The sequence below is a fragment of the Megasphaera sp. UPII 135-E genome, from assembly GCF_000221545.1.
GTDB lineage: Bacteria > Bacillota > Negativicutes > Veillonellales > Megasphaeraceae > Megasphaera > Megasphaera hutchinsoni.
The window spans coordinates 47,294-66,852 of sequence record NZ_AFUG01000032.1 but is presented as its reverse complement, the minus strand read 5'-3'; the positions used below and the strand labels follow the sequence as shown (position 1 = coordinate 66,852).

The 19,559-nt window shown below is 34.4% G+C and carries 21 protein-coding genes; 18 read left to right on the top strand and 3 right to left on the bottom strand.

Annotated elements, in window-relative coordinates; all coding sequences use genetic code 11:
• The first annotated feature begins 9 nt into the window (after positions 1-9).
• From HMPREF1040_RS04680 to HMPREF1040_RS04620, 14 genes are all read left to right on the top strand, one after another.
• Complete coding sequence (locus HMPREF1040_RS04680; RefSeq protein ID WP_007392771.1) at positions 10-792, top strand: TSUP family transporter; 783 nt, start codon at positions 10-12, stop codon at positions 790-792.
• A gap of 9 nt (positions 793-801) precedes the next feature.
• A complete protein-coding gene (locus HMPREF1040_RS04675) occupies positions 802-1,551 on the top strand; it encodes an SDR family NAD(P)-dependent oxidoreductase (protein ID WP_007392805.1) in 750 nt (249 codons plus the stop codon).
• A gap of 64 nt (positions 1,552-1,615) precedes the next feature.
• Positions 1,616-2,380, top strand: coding sequence for a hypothetical protein (locus HMPREF1040_RS04670; RefSeq protein ID WP_007392774.1), 765 nt, complete (start codon positions 1,616-1,618; stop codon positions 2,378-2,380).
• Positions 2,337-2,525 (top strand): hypothetical protein, encoded by a 189-nt coding sequence (locus tag HMPREF1040_RS08045; RefSeq protein WP_007392745.1) that lies wholly within the window; start codon positions 2,337-2,339, stop codon positions 2,523-2,525. The genes HMPREF1040_RS04670 and HMPREF1040_RS08045 overlap by 44 nt, the downstream gene beginning before the upstream one ends.
• Positions 2,526-2,536: 11 nt before the next feature.
• Complete coding sequence (locus tag HMPREF1040_RS04665) at positions 2,537-2,875, top strand: YkvA family protein (RefSeq protein WP_007392776.1); 339 nt, start codon at positions 2,537-2,539, stop codon at positions 2,873-2,875.
• Positions 2,876-2,997: 122 nt separating this feature from the next.
• Positions 2,998-3,414 (top strand): thioesterase family protein, encoded by a 417-nt coding sequence (locus tag HMPREF1040_RS04660; protein WP_007392742.1) that lies wholly within the window; start codon positions 2,998-3,000, stop codon positions 3,412-3,414.
• Between the two features lie 19 nt (positions 3,415-3,433).
• Complete coding sequence (gene murI, locus HMPREF1040_RS04655; RefSeq protein ID WP_156208634.1) at positions 3,434-4,228, top strand: glutamate racemase; 795 nt, start codon at positions 3,434-3,436, stop codon at positions 4,226-4,228.
• Positions 4,229-4,251: 23 nt separating this feature from the next.
• A complete protein-coding gene (locus tag HMPREF1040_RS04650) occupies positions 4,252-4,794 on the top strand; it encodes a hypothetical protein (protein ID WP_007392751.1) in 543 nt (180 codons plus the stop codon).
• Positions 4,795-4,811: 17 nt separating this feature from the next.
• Positions 4,812-5,462, top strand: a complete 651-nt coding sequence (locus HMPREF1040_RS04645) for a coenzyme F420-0:L-glutamate ligase (protein ID WP_007392737.1) — start codon at positions 4,812-4,814, stop codon at positions 5,460-5,462.
• Positions 5,463-5,475: 13 nt separating this feature from the next.
• Entirely contained in the window at positions 5,476-6,075 is a 600-nt protein-coding gene (gene rdgB / locus HMPREF1040_RS04640; RefSeq protein WP_007392734.1) for an RdgB/HAM1 family non-canonical purine NTP pyrophosphatase, read from the top strand.
• A gap of 80 nt (positions 6,076-6,155) precedes the next feature.
• Complete coding sequence (gene speD / locus HMPREF1040_RS04635; RefSeq protein ID WP_007392744.1) at positions 6,156-6,932, top strand: adenosylmethionine decarboxylase; 777 nt, start codon at positions 6,156-6,158, stop codon at positions 6,930-6,932.
• A 27-nt stretch (positions 6,933-6,959) separates the two neighbouring features.
• Entirely contained in the window at positions 6,960-7,589 is a 630-nt protein-coding gene (locus HMPREF1040_RS04630) for a class II aldolase/adducin family protein (protein ID WP_007392738.1), read from the top strand.
• 31 nt (positions 7,590-7,620) lie between these two features.
• Positions 7,621-7,899, top strand: a complete 279-nt coding sequence (locus HMPREF1040_RS04625) for a GNAT family N-acetyltransferase (protein WP_007392784.1) — start codon at positions 7,621-7,623, stop codon at positions 7,897-7,899.
• A gap of 304 nt (positions 7,900-8,203) precedes the next feature.
• Positions 8,204-8,596, top strand: a complete 393-nt coding sequence (locus HMPREF1040_RS04620; protein ID WP_007392787.1) for a helix-turn-helix transcriptional regulator — start codon at positions 8,204-8,206, stop codon at positions 8,594-8,596.
• Positions 8,597-8,613: 17 nt separating this feature from the next.
• Here HMPREF1040_RS04620 and HMPREF1040_RS04615 read toward each other — a convergent pair whose 3' ends face one another.
• Positions 8,614-10,338, bottom strand: coding sequence for an NFACT family protein (locus HMPREF1040_RS04615; RefSeq protein WP_007392763.1), 1,725 nt, complete (start codon positions 10,336-10,338; stop codon positions 8,614-8,616).
• Positions 10,339-10,736: 398 nt separating this feature from the next.
• Between HMPREF1040_RS04615 and HMPREF1040_RS04610 the strand changes: the two genes are divergently transcribed.
• The 4 genes from HMPREF1040_RS04610 (at position 10,737) to HMPREF1040_RS04595 (ending at position 17,109) form a co-directional block, all read left to right on the top strand.
• Entirely contained in the window at positions 10,737-11,951 is a 1,215-nt protein-coding gene (locus HMPREF1040_RS04610; RefSeq protein WP_036257617.1) for an S-layer homology domain-containing protein, read from the top strand.
• A 161-nt stretch (positions 11,952-12,112) separates the two neighbouring features.
• Positions 12,113-14,383 (top strand): type I DNA topoisomerase, encoded by a 2,271-nt coding sequence (topA, locus tag HMPREF1040_RS04605; RefSeq protein ID WP_007392758.1) that lies wholly within the window; start codon positions 12,113-12,115, stop codon positions 14,381-14,383.
• A complete protein-coding gene (gene trmFO, locus HMPREF1040_RS04600; protein ID WP_007392765.1) occupies positions 14,373-15,686 on the top strand; it encodes a methylenetetrahydrofolate--tRNA-(uracil(54)-C(5))-methyltransferase (FADH(2)-oxidizing) TrmFO in 1,314 nt (437 codons plus the stop codon). Before topA ends, trmFO begins: the two co-directional genes overlap by 11 nt.
• Positions 15,687-15,888: 202 nt before the next feature.
• Positions 15,889-17,109 carry a class I SAM-dependent rRNA methyltransferase gene (locus HMPREF1040_RS04595; RefSeq protein ID WP_007392741.1) on the top strand — a complete coding sequence of 407 codons (1,221 nt, stop codon included), beginning with the start codon at positions 15,889-15,891 and terminating at the stop codon, positions 17,107-17,109.
• A 52-nt stretch (positions 17,110-17,161) separates the two neighbouring features.
• Here the strand turns inward: HMPREF1040_RS04595 and HMPREF1040_RS04590 are convergent, their stop codons facing one another.
• Both HMPREF1040_RS04590 and HMPREF1040_RS04585 read right to left on the bottom strand, forming a co-directional pair.
• Positions 17,162-18,421, bottom strand: a complete 1,260-nt coding sequence (locus HMPREF1040_RS04590; protein WP_303659940.1) for an NADP-dependent malic enzyme — start codon at positions 18,419-18,421, stop codon at positions 17,162-17,164.
• A gap of 127 nt (positions 18,422-18,548) precedes the next feature.
• Positions 18,549-19,436 (bottom strand): DMT family transporter, encoded by an 888-nt coding sequence (locus HMPREF1040_RS04585; RefSeq protein ID WP_007392794.1) that lies wholly within the window; start codon positions 19,434-19,436, stop codon positions 18,549-18,551.
• Positions 19,437-19,559: the final 123 nt, after the last annotated feature.

Here is a 19,559-nt window from a genome sequence, read left to right as displayed (position 1 = left end):
GAGAACTACATGGATATATTTGGTCATATTGGCAATATACATTATGTTATATATGTTATTATCGGCGGTTTTTTTGCAGGCTTTGTAGATGCTATTGCTGGTGGTGGCGGACTTATCTCGTTACCCGTCATTTTAGCGACAGGTATGAGTCCCCACCTCGCCATTGGAACTAACAAATTTTCTGCGACTTTTGGTGCGTTAATGAGTGCGGGGCAATTTATACGTGCACGCAAAGCGGATTTACATTTACTGCCATATTTAATTCCGTTTACTCTAGTCGGTGCTATTATTGGTTGTGTTTTCATGTTACATTTATCTAGCAAATGGCTTAATCCGATTATTATTCTTACTCTTTTAGGAACAGCGGCCTTTGTTTTTTTTAAACCTCAATTAGGAGTACAAGTGACTGCTCGTGAAATAAAAGGGAGAGCACTTTATAAAGCCATGGGGATTTCTTTCTTATTAGGTTTATATGATGGGTTTATCGGACCGGGGACGGGTACTTTTTTAATTGTATTTTTTGCTCTTTTAGGATATGAGTTCATTTTTGCAGCCGGCAATGCAAAGGTACTAAATTTAGTTAGTAACCTTACGTCATTTATCATTTTTATTGCGTTAGGGAATGTATATTATATTTATGGCATTAGTATGGCTATTAGTTTGTTCTTAGGTGCTTTTTTAGGTGCACGTTTAGCTATACATAAGGGAAATCATTTTATTCGATATGTTATGCTTATAGTTACATGTATCTTAATATGCAAATTAATTTTACAGTATCTTCATTTTATTTAAGGAGTTTATATGGAAAATAAAAAAACAATTGTAATTAGTGGCGGTACTTCAGGGATTGGATTAGCAACGGCAAAACTACTCGTAGCGGAGGGGTACCAAGTGGTACTCATTGGACGTAATAAAGAAAAGGGAGAAGCTGTGCTTGCACAATTAGAAGCGAATTCAACTCAAGCTTACTTTATTGCTGCGGATGTAAGTAAAGATGAACAATGTTATTCTGCTATTGAAAAGGGCTTTTTGCATTTTGGACGTATTGATGGTCTGGTTACAGCAGCGGGGCAATACCGTGAACAACTTTTACAACATGAAACACCTGAACAAATTCAGCAATTATTTGCCGTTAATGTTTGGGGAACCATTTCGCTATGTCAATATGCCTTGCCTTATTTACGTCGTTCGGGCGGAGCGATTGTTACGTTAGGCAGTGATGCGGGGTTACAAGGAAATGTAGCTTGTTCTATATACGGAGCAACAAAGGGTGCTATCGTATCTTTTTCTAAATCCTACGCATTAGAAGTGGCCCCCTATGGAATTCGCGTAAATTGTGTTTGTCCAGGAGATGTAGAAACCCCCTTACTAACGAAACAATTAAAAGACAATGTTCATATTACTATGGCCTCCTTGCGAGAACATTATCCTTTATATAGAATTGCAAAAGCCGAAGAAATAGGACACGCCATTATTTTTCTTTTAAGTGAAAAGGCTTCTTTTATAACAGGAGCAGCAATACCCGTAGATGGTGGTTTGACAAGTTGGTAAAAACATGCGAAAATGATAATAGTATATGAAATTTGAAGATTCCTTTTTTTATGAGGTGATACAAATGAACGAAGAAAAAAAAGAGAATATTAATGATTTAACGCTAGAAAAATTAAAGGCGGAATTAGCTGCGTTGAAATCAGAAGTGCAACAATTACAACATAATCAAGAACAAGAAAATGAGAATTTTCAAGCGGAACGACTAGAAACCACAGAAGTGTTAGAAGCTATTGATGAGTCTACAGAAGAACTCGAAATTAAAGCCGAATTAATATGCCGATGGGGTGCAGCACGAGCAGGTGCTATTGTTATTGCACCTGTCGTAGGTACAGTAGCATTAATGGCCAATGAAATATATATGGTCAACCAAATTGCTAAATTATATCAAGTAAAATTAACAGAACGTGCTATTTTTAGCTTTGTTGGGGCTATTAGTAGCCGTGTGATTGGGCATATTTTAGCAACCTTAATTCCTTTTTCCGTTATTCAAGTTCCTGTTGCTATAGGTATCACGTATAGTTTAGGTCGAGTTACGCAATTATGGTTACGTGATGGTATGCCTGAAGATTTAAATCCTTATATTGATATGATGGATGATTGGAAGGAAAAAGCACGAGAACAAGCAGAAAAATTAAAAGAATATCCTTTAAAAAATATACCTCTCGGTGATGAAACGATTGATTTTATGAAACGGTGGGGGCATCTTGCTCAAGAAAAATTAAATGATGTAAAAAAACGGGGTAAAGATGTGTATAATTCCGTTCGTTATGCTGATGATTTAGTTAATGAAATCGTCAAAGAAGCAGAAAAAAAGCAAGCAACAAAATAATAGTAATAAAGCAACAGAAGATGTACTGAACCCGGACACAATGGATTCAGATAAAGAGGATAAAAAAAAGGAAGAAGTGGAACCATTGACGGAAACCAAAGTTACTCAAGCCATAGAAGATGCTAAATTGTCCTTAGATGAATAGGGGATGTATATATGCAAATATTCTTTTGGTTAGCACGATTTTATTCTGTAAAAAAATGGTTGCGTTTTATTAAGCAAGGAAAGAAAAAATTAGCACTTTTACCTAAAGGGATGGCGATATTTTATTGCATTTGTGATAAGGATACACCTGCATCGATTCGCTGGATTTTAATGGGTGCTTTAGGATATGTGTTATTACCATTTGATATTATTCCCGACTTTCTTGGTACATTGGGTTGGGTAGATGATCTTGTTGTGGTAACCATGGTCTTTCGTTATGCTGAACATTATATTAAACCCGAACACATAAAAAAAGCGAAACGTTGGTTTCCCTTTAGTTCTCTTTCATAAAGAACAATTTGGCAAGTAGTTGTGCCAAATTGTTCTTTTTTAGAAAAACTTTCTTTTTCTTTGACATCCGCATGTTCCTATCGTAAAATGATAAGAGTGCTTTATAGAATAGAGGTGTTTAAATGATTGTTATTGTTAAAGAAAAAGTACGCTATTACGAAACCGATATGATGGGAATTGCTCATCATTCGAATCACATTCGATGGTTTGAATGTGGGCGTTCTGAATACTTGCAAAGAGCAGGAGTAGATTTGAATGAATTAATGAAAAGGGGTATTATTTATCCAATCAAACATGTATCGTGTGAATATTTACATCCTATTTATTTTGGGGATATACTACGTATTGAAACAACCGTGAAAAGATTAACGCGTGCACAAATGGTATGTACATATCGCTTGGTTCGGGATATAGATGATACGTTGCTTGCGATAGGTGAAACACAAAATGTCTTTGCCCTTCAAAAAACAGGGGCGCCTACACGCTTAGATTTAGAAAATTACAATAAACTAAAAGCATTACAGAACTCAGATACGTGAGGGGGAAATAAGAGTGGATATGAGTAAACAGCCTATTGGTATTTTTGATTCCGGTATTGGCGGACTTACGGTAGTCAATAAATTACGAATGCTGTTACCCCACGAACACATCATTTATGTTGGTGATACGAAACGCAATCCTTATGGTTCACGTACACCTGAAGAAATTTTGTCTTATACACGTGATATTTTACGTTTTATGACACAACAACAGGTAAAATTAGTTGCCATTGGTTGTAATACTGTAACAGCTACTGCCTATCCCATTGTCAGAAGAGAAGTACCTTATCCACTTATTGGCATGAGTCGCGGTATGTATACTGCACAAAAAATTAGTACGACCAAAACGGTAGTTGTATTTGCCACAGAACTTACTATTGCGAATCATAGTCATCGCAAAGAAGCACTGCGAATAGATCCCCAATTGACGGTCATTGAACAATCGTGTCCGCTATTAGCAGGATTAATTGAACGTGGTCATCTACAGGATCAAGCGATTATTAATCCCATAAGAGAATATGTAAAGCCTATACTAAATACCATGGCGGATACGGCGATTTTTGGCTGTACTCATTTTCCATTTGTTCAAGAATTATTTGAAGCATTTAGTTATGACAGATTAGCATTTATTGATCCAGCTCACGAAATGGCTTTAGAAACGTTGAATGTATTAAAACAAAAAAAGTTAGTCAATACAGATGACAAACAAGGGTCATTGAGACTGTACTTTACAGCAGAAGCACAACGTGGAGGTCGCTTGGCATCGCATTTAATTCCTGCCAATGAATTTACTATCTGTCAATTATCATTATAAAAAAATGGTAGGGGAGAATAAACGTGTTTATTTATATGATTATCAATGCGGTTATGTTAATTATTGGATGCATAGCGGTAGGATATTTATTTTTTCATATATTTAGTTGGTATCAAGGAGATGCTATATTTTACATTGAAGCAAAAAAACGCACCCCTTTCCAAATAAAGCAGTCCAATCGTCAGTCTATCACAGTAGAAGCGGTTGTGCCTTTTAAAAATATAGGTAAACAACCAGGTACTATCATGGATTTTTATCCACGTATTTTATTACCGCAAGAACAATTTAATCGTTGTTACGTATATGCCAGATTAACTAATGTAGCAAAACCAAGAGAAGATTCATATTGGGAATCCACTATTTTTTACCCCAAGCAAAAAAATAAAATTAAGGTCATTATTACATTAAGTAGTAAAACAGGCTCTATTCAAGAAGACATTCAACAATTTCCAGATATGCCAATTGATTTAGTTTATCAAGCTGTGGGTAGAAATGAATGGTATATTCATAAGGCTAGAATTACGTTGCGTTCGGCTGAACTTTGTAGTAGAAAAACAGTGATATAGGGAGTATCCGAAAAAGAATGTCTAAAGTAGAAGTAATACCGGTTAAAACCGCAGTTTTAACAGAGCAAGATAATATTATTGATGTAATAAAAAAATATACGGCAAACCTTGTGACCAAAGAAGATATTATTTGCATTGCCGAAAGCGTTGTTGCGATTACACAACATCGTTTTACAAGACCAGAAGAATTACATATTTCTTGGCAAGCTCGATTATTACGGCGTTTTGTACCTCCTGAAGGAAGCATGTCTAGTTTATATGGTATGCAAGCTGCGATGAATATCGAAGGAAAGTGGAAAGTATTATTTTCATTTCTAATAGGAGGTATCGCAAAAGTTTGTGGAAAAAGAGGTGTTTGGTATAGTTTATGTCCACAAGCTGCTTTAATTGATGATGTAACAGGAACAATGCCTCCATTTGATAAATGCATTGTATTTGGTCCGAAAAATCCGACTCAAGTAGCGAATCAGATTGCCCAGCAAATAGATTGTAAGGGCGTTTGTATTGCTGATGTAAATGATTTAAAGCGAGCTTGTATCGTAGGGTATTCACAAGGAATTGACCCAACGCATATGGTCGCATTATTACGAAATAATCCGTTTGGTAATGATTCTCAAACAACACCGATTGTTATTATAAAAAATGATATCAGTAAAACACAGATATAGGAGTGATAAATGGATGAAGGAAGTATTATTGCTAGCTACAAAAAATAAAGGAAAAATACAAGAACTACAGCAATTACTTACGCCATTAGGATATAATGTAGAATCAATCCATTTATTATATCCTCATATTCGTGAACCCGAAGAAAATGGTACTACATTTTTAGAAAACGCACGACTAAAGGCACAATATTATATGAAATATACTCATAGACCTTGTATTGCGGATGACTCAGGCTTATGCGTTGAAGGACTAGGTGGACAACCAGGGATATATTCTGCACGCTATGCAGGAAAACATGGCGATGATGCAGCAAACAATCGTAAATTAGTGCGTGAAATTAAATCATTGTCTATTCAACAAAGACGAGCGGAATATATTTGTGAGCTTGTCTTACTATATCCAGATGGCAGAGAAATTTTGGCCAGAGGGCAATGTGCAGGAATTATACAGGAAACGCCAGCTGGTACAAATGGCTTTGGATATGATCCTTATTTTTATGTACCATTGTTACAAAAAACGATGGCCGAGTTATCGCCAGTCCAAAAAAATGCTATTAGCCATCGTGGTCAGGCATTACGTCATTTAATTGACCAGTTAATTTTAGATAAATGACAGCGATGTAGTATACACGTATATATTATTTTAAATAAATAGACAGGTATCTGTTAATTTCACGGTAAAGGTATGAAGACATGACACTAAAACCAAGCAAATTAAAATTATATGGATTTAATAATTTAACCAAAACCTTAAGTTTTAATATGTATGATATTTGTTATGCTGTTAGTCCTGAAGCACAACGGCAATACATTGAATATATTGATGAACAATATAATGCTGAAAAATTGACAAATATTTTACAACAAGTTTCATCTATTATTGGAGCTCATATTTTAAATATTGCCAGTCAAGATTATGATCCACAGGGAGCTAGCGTGACGATTCTAATTTCAGAGGAACAAATGGAACCTTCTGATGCTGATGTAGTTTGTCATTTGGATAAAAGTCATTTGACAGTACATACCTATCCTGAAAGTCATCCGCAAAAGGGAATTATGACTTTTCGTGCGGATATTGAAGTATCTACTTGTGGTCGCATTTCTCCATTAAATGCATTAAACTATTTATTAGATAATTTTGAATCAGATATTGTTACATTAGATTATCATGTTCGTGGATTTACGCGTGATGTATCGGGGAAAAAATTGTTTATTGATCATCGTATCAATTCCATTCAAAATTATATTTCGCGTGATACAAAAACACAATACGATATGATCGATGTAAATGTATATCAAGAAAATATTTTTCATACTAAAATGATTTTAAAAGATTTTGATTTAGATAATTATTTATTTAATATCAATGTAGATGATCTTACGAAAAGGCAACAGCATCATATTCGTCGTTTAGTACGACAAGAAATGTTAGAAATTTTTAATGGTAGGAATATGCCAACGATGCGATAAAATGGTAAGATAATAGCGAGGAATCGAATGGATACAAAAAAAGAAATTTGTTATATTGGAAAAAAAATAACTAAAGCAGGTCTTGTTACGGCCTGCGATGGAAATATCAGTGTACGTTGTGCCGATGGTTCTATCCTTATTACGCCTTCCCAAAAACCTAAGGGAGAAGTTCGTAAAAAAGATATACTTCGGGTGAGCTTAACTGGCCACGTATTAGAGGGAAATGGAAAGCCTTCATCGGAAACGTCAATGCATATCCAAATATATTCTAAACGTCCCGATGTAAAAGCGATTGTACATGCTCATCCAATCACGGCAACAGCTTTATCCGTTGCGGCAATTCCTTTTCCTTCTGATTTGGTTACAGAAGGGGAATTGGTATTAGGACATGTGCCCACTATTCCTTATGCTTTACCTGGATCGATGGAATTAGCAACTGCTGCTGCCGTGAGTATGTTACAGGCAAATGTAGGTTTATTAGAACGACATGGTGCTATTGCACTGGGAGAATCTTTAACGGAAGCCTTGTATCGAATGGAAACATTAGAAACGGTGGCTAAAATGTATCGAGATGCACTATTATTTGCATCACTGCGAGAAGATGAAGCACCTCACTCTGAGGAAAAGGAAATATGGTCATCCCCTATCCTTTTTTAATACCAGAACCATTGTTATAAAGGAGGTTATAATGAAATTTTATTATGATACACAATCTATTTCGCTAAAAGATGAGCACGAAAATGTACTTGCTTATATTCAATTTCCACAAGGAGATGATGGCATTATTGTAATTACCCATACCTTTGTTGACGAGCGTTTACGAGGTCAGCATGTAGCAGCACAATTAATGGAAAAAGCCGTTGACTATTTAAAAGCACATGGTAAGACATTTCGGGTTTCTTGTTCATATGCAGAAATGTGGGTAAAGCAACATCCTCATGAATGTGAAGGATTAGTAATAAAATAGAAGAAAAGATTTTATAGATGAGTCTTATCTATAAAATCTTTTTTAGTTTACATTTTAAACTATATACTAAATTATAATACATTAAAAAAGTTCAGATGAAAGCAGATATATTTTTATCAAATTTTCATAAGAATCAATTATACGATAAATGCAAGTATGAACTAGTATTATTCACTAAAAAGGCTTTTTATTTTAGAACAAATATGATAATATATATGTTATACAAGATACACACAAAATATAAAAAATAATTTGTTTATTTCCAATAGACAATTCTTTTTTCTATAAAGAGAGGGCACCTATTATGAAAATAAGTACAACATCAAATCGATTAAAAGAATTATTAGAAGTAAAACAAATTAGTCAGGCTATTTTAAGTAAAACTATGGGCATTTCGCGATCTGCCATGTGTCAATATATTTCTGGTAGAATTACGCCAAAGCAAGATAAATTATATGTTATTAGTATCACCTATGGTGTTTCTTTGGCATGGCTTATGGGATACGATGTACCGATGGATGCATCCTTACCAGTTGTTACATATACGGATGAAGAACAGGACTTAATTTTTAAATATCGGTTACTTATGCCAGTGGGCAGGGAAGCCATACAAGCTGTATTGAATGTGCATTATAACGCATATATAAATAATCGTAGAAAATTACATAAACCACGCGTACCAAAAAACAACCCATAATAATATGGGTTGTTTCATTATTTATGTAGCGAAATATCCTTAGGTTCTACTAAATATGTTTTTTGATGAGAAAAAGTTACTAGTCCCGGCACTGCATGGGGCATTTTTTTTACATATTTTATTAATGTACAATCAACTTCTACCTTTGATGATTTTTTCCCTTGACTGCAAAATGCAGCCATTTGTGCTGCTTTTTCTATTTGCTCCACCGTTGGTTGTACATCATGGCAAGCTAATATAACATGTGAGCCAGGGATATTTTTAGCATGAAACCATAAATCATAAGGATGTGCTTTTTTCCCTGTTAAATAATCATTTTGCCTATTATTATGTCCAATATATAGCGGAATATTATCTATCATGATAGTAAAAATAGGGGAGACCGTCTTCTTTTTTGTTTTTATTCTTGCGGTATGCTCTAATAAATTGCTTTGTTTCATTTCGTCTTTTATGTCATCAATTTCCGCTTTTGTATGTACCGTTTCTAATGCATAGTCGAGAGAATAGAGATATGTTAAAAACATCTCATTCTCTTCTTGTAAATGGGCAGTACTTCTTTTTCTATGCCGTAATTTTGTATATTTTTTATAATATTTATTTGCATTTTCTGTTAAAGAACATGCTGGATTAATGGGAATTTTTATTGAATTTACGGGTTCATGTAAAATATTATCAACGGTTATATGCGATTGATGTTGCCAGGGCATGGAAGCATATATCATTAATAAGTCTCCATATTCTCTATATACATCCATTTTGTTCGTTTCTTCCATTTCTATTTGCATACGATGTATTTTTTTCTTTTGTTTTTCTATACGTTTTTGAACTATTTTTTGTAATATCCGTTGTTCTCCGTTTAAGCTTTTACAATTCTCTTGAAATTTATTTAAATAGGTTTGAACATAAGGAACGTGAACAGGAGAAGAAGTAGATAAGCATTGTAAAAGCAAAGGGAATATGAGTTCTTTCGTTTTTTCATTTTCTTTATATACATAAACTCCATTTACTTGTTTTAATTCTATTCCCATTTGTTCTATTGCACGACACCACGTAAATCGATCACTTAACGATATTTCTGCTAATGTCTTGTTATGGTCAATTCCCGTCCGATAGGTCAATTCATTTAAAAGAATTGTACTCATGCCATTAAAATGACGCAACAACCATTTTCCTAACGTTTCTTCTACACTATTAGGAATCATGTCAGCCAATTCTTCTGAGGTAAATGAAAACGGATTCATCCTCATTGCATTAGGTGGAAAACCATAAGGTTCTTTTGGTGCAATTGTACGGAGTGCAGTAGTATTGCGTTTAGTTTTAATCAATGCTTCTAAAATAATATTATTTTCTGTAAAAATAACATTACTATACTTGCCCATTAATTCTATTTGAATTGTGCGTGTTATTAATTTTCCTGCTGCATTTAAAATATCAATATCAATAGATAATAAGCGATCTAAATACAATTGTTCAATAGAAGCAATTCTACCGTTTTCATAATACTTTCGTAAAAACATACAAAGTGCCGATGGCATATCAGGCATAGGTGGAATAACAGAAGAAAGATATATTCGTGGAGTAATATCTAATGTGATAATAAGATGATATGTTTTAGGCGTATTAAAAATACGAAAATATAAGGTACGTATATCAGGTTGATAAATTTTTGAAATTTGGCCACCGATTAATGCTTCTCGTAATTCATTGGTAATAACTTGTAAGGTAATACTATCTATATTCATATAAATCTCCTATTTTTTTATTTATTATATCATAATGAAAAGAACGACTAAATACATGAATTATGTTTCATTGTATGAAACAATTGCATTAAAATAATATAATATTAGTTATCATTATTTATTTTGTATAATGATACAATGTATCAAAATAAAAGATAAATAATAAACAATTTCAAAAATAAATAAAATAAAAAACTTGATTGTATAAAATTAAAATGGTATAATTCAACAAAACGTTATCTTTTTTTATACGTGAGGATAATGTTAATAAAATTATGATTTATAAAGAATAGAGGAAACAAGGGTACTCATTTTTTGTATTTCATATTGAAATAAGCAAGTAATCACGTATAAATATAAAAAAGAGGAGATTTTACCATGAAAAAAAGTAAAAATTATTGTCCGCTTTAGTGGCTACCATGGCTGTTGGCACGGCATGTGCTTTTGCTGCTAATCCATTCGTTGATGTACCAGCTAATAGCTGGGCATACCAATCCGTTGTAAGTATTGCCAATGCAGGTATCATTCAAGGTGTAGATGGTACGCATTTCGAAGGAAACCGCACGATCACTCGTTATGAAGCAGCTGAAATTACAGCAAAAGCAATGGCTAATTCACATAAAGCTAACGCACAACAACGTGCAGTTATCAATAAATTAGCTCAAGAGTTTGCAAATGAATTAAATGTATTAGGTGTTCGCGTATCTGAATTAGAAAATAAAGTAGGAAATGTAAAATTAGAAGGTAATGCACGTGTTCGTTACATTCATATCAAAGGACAGGTTGAAAAAGATGCTTCCTATGATTTAAAAACAGTACTTAAGGCTACTGCGAAAGTAAACGATAACGTTACTGCACAATATGGCGTTGAATACGTACAAGCTTTCAAAAGCACTGATAATGCTTCAGCAGCACATGCTGTAACTAAGGTCGCTAATTTGCAGGCTCAAGTCTGTCAAAAAGTAGGATTAACATTAGGTCGTCAGGATTTTACATTAGGTCAAGGATACTTATATGACAGCACATTAGATGGTGTAAAACTTACCTATAATCGTGATAATTTTGTTGCCACCGTGGGATATGGTAAATTAAAAGACGGCAATACTTTTGCTTTATTAAATCGTAAAGTGTCATTCCAACAAGTAGAAGGAACCGTCCAGAATAACACTTCCATTGGTGTATACCATGCAACGATTTTACCTAATCAAAATGGAATCGGACACAATGCATTAGGTGCATATGCTAAAGTAAAAGCAGATAAGATCACTGTATCTGGAAATTACGAACAGATAAAAAGTGATATCAAAGGTGCTAAAGCAACCAAAGTATGGTTAGGCAAAGTACAATATGGTACTGCTGATGTTCTCACCCCGAAATCTTGGGATGTATGGGTAGAATATATTAATGCTGATAACTATGCACTTGCTCCTAATAGCGGTTTATGGCGTGCTGCCGCATTAACAGCAAATGTTAAATCATGGGGTGCCGGCGTAGATTATGTCGTTGCCAAAAATATCAAATTCCAAGCGATGAGATCTTTTGCTTCTAAGAAAAAATCAAATAACGTAGGCTTAGAAGAAGAAACACGTGCACAAGTAGTATTTGCATTTTAATGATAAAAGATATAGCAGATCGTCTTTGACGGTCTGCTATATTTTTATGCCAAAAAATTGCTTTTTGATATTGCTATAAGTTGATAGAATAAGTGATATAGTGTATCATTAGAAATTAGATTAGTATATGTTGTAGTTTTTTGATAGATAGGATGAAATAGATGCTAGAATTTCCAATAAAACGAACTATTGTAATTGATGATACCAAAGCGAATAAGAAAAGTAAAAAAAGCAGCACAACTAAGAAAAAACTTATCATTCAAGGTACGGTAAAAAAAAGACCCGTAGCGAAATTAAAAAAACCTAAAGTGCCATCTAAGAATGCAAAAAATTTAGTTATTGTCGAATCTCCAGCTAAGGCCAAAACTATTGAACGATTTTTGGGAAAAGATTATAAAGTTTTGGCGAGTTGTGGACATTTATGTGACTTACCACGAAATCAATTAGGTATTGATCTGGAAAATGGATTTTTGCCTACGTATATAAATATGTGGGATAAACGCAAAATTATTGCTGAATTGCAAGCTGAATACGTAAAATCAAAGAATGTTTTTCTAGCGACTGACCCAGATAGAGAGGGTGAAGCCATTTCTTGGCATTTAGCTCATTTGTTAGAGATTGATCCAACTGCACCGTGCCGTATTATGTTTCATGAAATTACAGAAAAAGCAATTACGGCTAGTATTGCCAATCCGGCACCACTTAATTTGCCTAAAGTAGATGCCCAACAAGCAAGACGTGTACTAGATCGAATTGTAGGGTATTCATTAAGCCCCTTATTATGGAAAAAAGTGTGTAAGGGGCTAAGTGCTGGCCGTGTGCAATCTGTTGCAGTACGGCTTATTTGTGAACGGGAAGAAGAAATAAATGCATTTGTACCTGAAGAATATTGGAAAATTAGTGGTATTTATAAAACGGATGATAATATTTCTTTATCATGCGAATTGGTAAAGATCGATGGGAAAAAAGCGATTATTCAAAATAAAGAACAAGCTGATCAGATTACGCAAGCCTTATTATGGCAACAACATGGAGTTACTCATGCCACCCCTGATCGTATTGTAAAGATGGAAAAACGTCGTCGTCGCCGGCAACCACAGCCACCATTTGTCACGTCAACATTACAGCAAGAATGTATTGGAAAATTAAATTTTGGAGCAAAAAAAACGATGATGTTAGCCCAGCAGTTATATGAAGGATTAGAAATGGGGGAAGCTGGTCACGTTGGACTTATTACTTATATGCGAACGGATTCCACTCGTATTAATGAAGATATGATTCAAGCTGCTCGCACGTATATTCAACAAACTTATGGCGACAATTACGTGCCGGCTAAACCTCGTAATTTTAAAACAAAACAGGGAAGTCAAGACGCACATGAAGCTATTCGTCCAACCTCATTAGAATATACGCCTACGATGGTAAGTGCTTTTTTATCACGTGATCAATTACGTCTGTATACACTTATTTGGAATCGTTTTTTAGCTAGTCAAATGGAAGCAGTAGAAACAGAAAATATGACGCTTTCTATTCAAAGTGATATATATGAATTACGTGCTTCAGGTTATAAAGTTATTTTTAAAGGATTTACAGAATTATATGAAGATCAGAAAAAAGAAAAAGACGAAGAGTTGCCCGAATTAAAAAAAGAAACAATCGTGCAAGCCGTATCAATTACGCCAAGTCAACATTTCACGCAACCACCTGCAAGATATACGGAAGCGAGTTTAATTAAAACAATGGAAGAAAAAGGGATTGGTCGTCCTAGTACATATGCACCTATCATGGATACCATTCAACGGCGTAATTATGTTGAAAAAAAGGAAAAACAATTCATTCCAACGGAATTAGGTATAGTGACAATATCGTTATTAAAAAAATTTTTTGAACAAATCATTAATGTTGATTTTACAGCACATATGGAAAAAGAACTTGATGGAATTGAACAGGGGAATGTTTCATATACACAAGTAATAGGCGATTTTTATAATATTTTTAAACCTGAATTAAACATAGCTGAAAAAGAGATGGAAAAAGTGAAAGTTGCAGGCCAAGATTCAGGGCAACGTTGTGAAAAATGTGGGGCTCCCCTTGTGTATAAATTCGGTCGCTTCGGAAAATTTTTGGCATGCTCTAATTTTCCTACTTGTCGCAATACAAAGGCCATTATAGATGATCTCGGTATTTCTTGTCCGAAGTGTGGAAAAGGCACATTGATACGGCGTAAGTCAAAGCGAGGGCGTTTGTTTTATGGGTGCAGTGAATATCCCAATTGTGAATTTGTCCTTTGGAACGAACCTACTAATAAAAAATGTTCACTCTGTGGGTCTATGATGACTATTAAGCATTATAAGCGAGGGGCCGATAAGCTATTTTGTAGTAATGAAACTTGTGAAAATCATAAAAAAGGTGAAGTTATAAATGAAGAATAGTGTACTGGTTATAGGTGCCGGTTTGGCTGGTGTAGAAGCGGCATATCAATTGAGCAAACGTAATATTCCCGTAGAATTAGCAGAAATGCGTCCTTTACGTTCATCACCTGCACATCATACTGATTTATTTGCGGAATTAGTATGCAGTAATTCTTTTCGAGCTGCTAATGTCGAAAATGCTGTCGGTTTATTAAAAGAAGAAATGCGGCGGTTAGATTCATTAATTATGCAAGGTGCGGATAAACATCGTGTACCAGCAGGTGGGGCATTAGCTGTAGATCGCACGTCCTTTAGTCAATGGATTACAGATAAAATAACTAATAATCCATTTATCACCATTGTGCATGAAGAAGTAACGACGATTCCCACGGATCGTCTTTGTATCATTGCAACTGGCCCTTTAACAGACGGAGCAATGGCAGAACAAATTCAACAATTAACTGGAGAAGCGTATTTCCACTTTCATGATGCGGCCGCTCCGATTGTAACATTTGATTCATTAGATATGACTAAAATCTATCGAGCTGCTCGATATAATAAAGGTGGAGCCGATTATCTAAATTGTCCGTTTACTAAAGATGAATATGAAATTTTTTGGAAAAATTTGATAACTGCAGAATGTGCAGAATTACATGAATTTGAAAAAGATGATACCGTTTTTGAAGGATGTATGCCTATTGAAGTAATGGCAGGACGAGGGATGGAAACAATGCGTTTTGGCCCACTTAAACCAGTTGGTCTACCTTTACCAGAAACTCAAGAAATTCCTTATGCGGTAGTTCAATTACGTCAAGATAATAGCAAGGGCACCTTATACAATATAGTCGGTTTTCAAACCCATTTAAAATTCCCTGAACAAAAACGAGTCTTTTCACTTATTCCAGGATTAGAAAAGGCAGAATTTGTTCGGTATGGTGTTATGCATCGTAATTCATATATTAATTCACCAGTTGTATTATTACCAACATTACAATATAAAGAAAATCCATATTTATTTTTTGCAGGGCAGTTAACAGGAGTAGAAGGATATTTGGAATCTGCCGCAATGGGCTTATTAGCAGGAATTAATGCGGCACAGTTATATATGAAAAAAGACTGTATTCGTTTTTCTTCTCAAACAGCAATTGGTGGATTAAGTCATTATATTTCGCATCATCCTAATACTAATTTTCAACCCATGAATATTAATTTTGGTATCATAGAGCCATTAGGTGTGAAAAAGAAAATGAAGAAAAAAGAAAAAAATATGTTTTTAGCACAACGTGCATTACAAGAAATTGATACAATAAAGGGGAAGATATAAATAGTCCAATTGAAATGTTTCATTTCATGTACTACGATAATTTCTCTGTAATATAATAGGGAAATAGTCATCATTATGAATGGAAACGCTGATTGTCAAAGCCAGTGAATGTTTTAAAGATAAAAAACTAAAAAACATTGGATATAAATATGGATAGCGTTTGTGAAAAAGTCATTGAAACCGTAGAATACAAAGGAGATATATGAAAAATTTTACAAGATTACAAGTAAATCGAAAAGGTGAATTAGCGGCAAAACAAGGACATCCTTGGGTTTATGGGGCAGAAATAGTTAAGGTAGACGGTTCCTATCAAACGGGAGATTTAGTTCATGTATATTCTGAAAAAGGGAAATATATAGGAACGGGCTTTGTTAATGATATTTCTAAAATTCGTGTACGTTTAATTTCAAGTAATGCGAATGATATCTTTGATGAAGCCTTTTGGAAGCGCCGAGTAACCTATGCAATTGCTTATCGTGAAACTGTTATGGGGGAAGATTTTTCTTCTTGTCGCTTGATTTTTGGTGATGCCGATCAAATGCCTGGCTTGACAGTTGATTTATATACGGATATATTGGTTTGTCAATCCTTATGTTATGGTATGGATAAAATAAAGGATATTATTTTTAAAGCTATAATAGAAGTATTGCAAACAAAGGGCATTCACATCCGTGGAATTTATGAAAGAAATGATGTTAAAGTACGGGAATTAGATGGACTACCTATGTATAAAGGATGGTATAAAGCAGATTATATAGATACTCCTGATAGTACATTTATTTCCATTAAAGAAAATGACATTTTATATGAAGTAGATATTGAAAATGGTCAAAAAACTGGATTTTTTTTAGATCAAAAATATAATCGTCGCTGTGTTGCAAAATTAGCAAAAGGAAAACATGTATTAGACTGTTTCACCCATACCGGGGCCTTTGCTTTAAATATGGGGAAGGGTGGAGCAGCACGTGTTGACGCTATTGATGCTTCTGCGGAAGCCATTGCGATGACAATGAAAAACATTCAACAAAATCAGTTATCACACATCGTTTTTCCAAAACAAGCAAATGTATTTGAATTGTTATCTGAATTAGTAGAAACAAAAAATCATGATTATGATTTTATTATTTTAGATCCACCAGCATTTACTAAGTCAGGAAAAACCGTTGCTCATGCAATTCGTGGTTATAAAGAAATTAACATGAAAGCCATGCGGTTACTACCACGTGGAGGATACTTGGCTACTTGTTCTTGTTCGCATTTCATGAAAGAAGAATTATTTTGTCGCATGTTAAAAGATGCAGCTAAAGATGCACATGTGCATTTACGCCAAATAGAAGCACGTCAACAATCACCAGACCACCCTATTTTATGGAGTGTACCAGAAACGAACTATTTAAAATTTTATGTTTTTCAAGTGGTATAAATAAAAAAAAGACAACGTTAGGGGAAAACGTTGTCTTTTTTATAATTTTATATTAAAGAACAAATCGTTGACGTAATTGTTTTTTTAAATTGGCTATTTCTTGAGCTGCTTCTTGATAAATATCATGGGGATCTTTAGTTTGACGAGCTACAGTAGTTTCAATAGCCTTTTTGGCTACTGCAGCTGCAACGGCAGGTGCCACACGCAGATCAAAAGAGTCTGGAATAATATAATCACTACGTAATGTATTATCTGAAATTAATGATGCAATAGCATGTGCCGCAGCAAGTTTCATTTCTTCATTAATTTGCGTAGCACGCACAGCTAAAGCACCTCTGAAAATACCTGGAAAAGCCATGAGGTTATTAATTTGATTTGGTGCATCTGAACGCCCCGTACCTACAATCGTCGCACCTGCTTTTTTACCTTCTGCATAAGTAATTTCCGGGATGGGATTGGCTAAGGCAAAGACAATTGCATGACGATTCATTAAATGTATTCGTTTTGGGGTAAAAACACCTGGAGCAGAAGCCCCAATCAAAATATCTGCACCTACAAGAGCGTCTTCTAACGAACCGTGACGATTTATGGGATTGGTCTTTTGGGCTAATACTTTTTGCATAGCATGTAATCCAGGCATATTTTCATATAAAATACCATCTTTATCTACTAAGGTAATATTGGTTGCTCCTTCTAATAACAATAATTTCGTAATAGAGGCACCGGCAGCCCCAGCTCCATTTACTACAATATGAGCTTCTTGGATCGTTCGCTTTGTATAACGACAAGCACCCAATACACCTGCTAAAGCAACAATGGCTGTACCATGTTGATCATCATGAAAAACGGGAATAGTCATTTCTGCTTTCAATCGTTGCTCAATTTCATAGCATTTTGGAGAAGATATATCTTCTAAATTAATCCCGGCAAAAGAAGGTTCTAATAGTTTTACGGTTCTAATAAATTCTTCTGGATCTTTAGTATTTAAACAAAGGGGAACCGCATTAATTCCACCAAATAGTTTAAATAATAAAGCCTTTCCTTCCATAACAGGCATAGCTGCTTCTGCACCAATATCTCCAAGTCCTAAAACACGTGTACCATCAGAAATAACGGCAATTGTTGAACCGCGTCCCGTAAGCTCAAACGAAGCATCGGGATTAACCGCAATTTTTCTGCATGGTTCAGCTACACCTGGAGTATATAATACGCTTAAATCATCATGATTGTGTATATTCACACGAGGAACGATTTCCAAAATTCCTTTATTTTTAGTGCGAATTTGCATAGCTTTTTCATAAAACGTCATTATTTTCACCTCAATATTAGTTGAACAAACATAAAACATACAAAGATATCATATACCTGAATTGTTATTTCGTCTATTTATTTTATAAAAGAAACGCAACATATCCAATACGATATGTTGCGTTTTTATTTTATTTCCATTGGATTATCGAACGGCTAGGAATTTGAGCAGAAAAAATTCCTATTGTCATAAGGATACATCCGAACCATTCTAGGAGACTCATCCATTCACCGAGATACAATACTCCACCCATAGCACCAAAGATCATTTCAAGACTACAAATAAGCGAAGCTTCCGTAGGAGATACTCCTTTTTGTCCTAACATTTGTAAAGTAAAGCCAACGCCACTTGCTAATACACCAGAATAAAAAAGGGCGGGAGCAGCTGCGATTAAGGTGGGCAGGGTTATTATTTCTCCATGAAACCAAATTGCTACCATATTAATTAAACTACAACATAAAAATTGTCCTATTGCTAAATGAAGACCTGAAAAATAGCGAACAAAATATCCTACTAACAAAATATGGATTGACCAAAAAAATACACCTATTAATTGTAGCAGATCACCATAATTAATTGATGTAGAACTGCCACCATGAAAAGCTAATAAATATAGATCTATAACGGCAATGGGACAGCCTATAAGATGAGAAATGCGTAAAGGATGTTTTACACATAATCCTAAAATCGGCACAGTAATAATATATAAAGAAGTAATAAATCCAGCTTTACCAGCGGACGTATAAGAAAGACCAATTTGTTGTAACGCAGCACCACAAAACAAAATTATACTTAGGATGATAGATGCTTTATATAGGGAAAGTTTTTGTGGTAGTTTATCGAGCTGTTTCTTATTTTGGTTTGTCCACAAGATGAAGGGAAGTAATACACAAGTTCCGATAAGAAAACGAAATGCATTAAAGGTAAAAGGACCAATGCTTTCTGCTCCTAATCGTTGGGCTACAAAGCCACCACCCCAAACAATGGCTGTAATAAATAACATAAGTCGATATTTCATATATGAGTCCTTTCTTTGTATAATCAAATATATTATAACATATATTTTTTTGTATTTATAAATGATTTTTGTTACAACATTATATTTAATGAGAAAATTTTATCATAACTATATACGTACAAA

What these genes read in the sequence shown, in the direction of transcription:
- HMPREF1040_RS04680 (WP_007392771.1), top strand. Translation starts at nt 10, where the DNA reads ATGGATATATTTGGTCATATTGGCAATATACATTATGTTATATATGTT.
- HMPREF1040_RS04675 (WP_007392805.1), top strand. Translation starts at nt 802, where the DNA reads ATGGAAAATAAAAAAACAATTGTAATTAGTGGCGGTACTTCAGGGATT.
- HMPREF1040_RS04670 (WP_007392774.1), top strand. Translation starts at nt 1,616, where the DNA reads ATGAACGAAGAAAAAAAAGAGAATATTAATGATTTAACGCTAGAAAAA.
- HMPREF1040_RS08045 (WP_007392745.1), top strand. Translation starts at nt 2,337, where the DNA reads ATGAAATCGTCAAAGAAGCAGAAAAAAAGCAAGCAACAAAATAATAGT.
- HMPREF1040_RS04665 (WP_007392776.1), top strand. Translation starts at nt 2,537, where the DNA reads ATGCAAATATTCTTTTGGTTAGCACGATTTTATTCTGTAAAAAAATGG.
- HMPREF1040_RS04660 (WP_007392742.1), top strand. Translation starts at nt 2,998, where the DNA reads ATGATTGTTATTGTTAAAGAAAAAGTACGCTATTACGAAACCGATATG.
- murI (WP_156208634.1), top strand. Translation starts at nt 3,434, where the DNA reads ATGAGTAAACAGCCTATTGGTATTTTTGATTCCGGTATTGGCGGACTT.
- HMPREF1040_RS04645 (WP_007392737.1), top strand. Translation starts at nt 4,812, where the DNA reads ATGTCTAAAGTAGAAGTAATACCGGTTAAAACCGCAGTTTTAACAGAG.
- rdgB (WP_007392734.1), top strand. Translation starts at nt 5,476, where the DNA reads ATGAAGGAAGTATTATTGCTAGCTACAAAAAATAAAGGAAAAATACAA.
- speD (WP_007392744.1), top strand. Translation starts at nt 6,156, where the DNA reads ATGACACTAAAACCAAGCAAATTAAAATTATATGGATTTAATAATTTA.
- HMPREF1040_RS04630 (WP_007392738.1), top strand. Translation starts at nt 6,960, where the DNA reads ATGGATACAAAAAAAGAAATTTGTTATATTGGAAAAAAAATAACTAAA.
- HMPREF1040_RS04625 (WP_007392784.1), top strand. Translation starts at nt 7,621, where the DNA reads ATGAAATTTTATTATGATACACAATCTATTTCGCTAAAAGATGAGCAC.
- HMPREF1040_RS04620 (WP_007392787.1), top strand. Translation starts at nt 8,204, where the DNA reads ATGAAAATAAGTACAACATCAAATCGATTAAAAGAATTATTAGAAGTA.
- HMPREF1040_RS04615 (WP_007392763.1), bottom strand. Translation starts at nt 10,338, where the DNA reads ATGAATATAGATAGTATTACCTTACAAGTTATTACCAATGAATTACGA.
- topA (WP_007392758.1), top strand. Translation starts at nt 12,113, where the DNA reads ATGCTAGAATTTCCAATAAAACGAACTATTGTAATTGATGATACCAAA.
- trmFO (WP_007392765.1), top strand. Translation starts at nt 14,373, where the DNA reads ATGAAGAATAGTGTACTGGTTATAGGTGCCGGTTTGGCTGGTGTAGAA.
- HMPREF1040_RS04595 (WP_007392741.1), top strand. Translation starts at nt 15,889, where the DNA reads ATGAAAAATTTTACAAGATTACAAGTAAATCGAAAAGGTGAATTAGCG.
- HMPREF1040_RS04585 (WP_007392794.1), bottom strand. Translation starts at nt 19,436, where the DNA reads ATGAAATATCGACTTATGTTATTTATTACAGCCATTGTTTGGGGTGGT.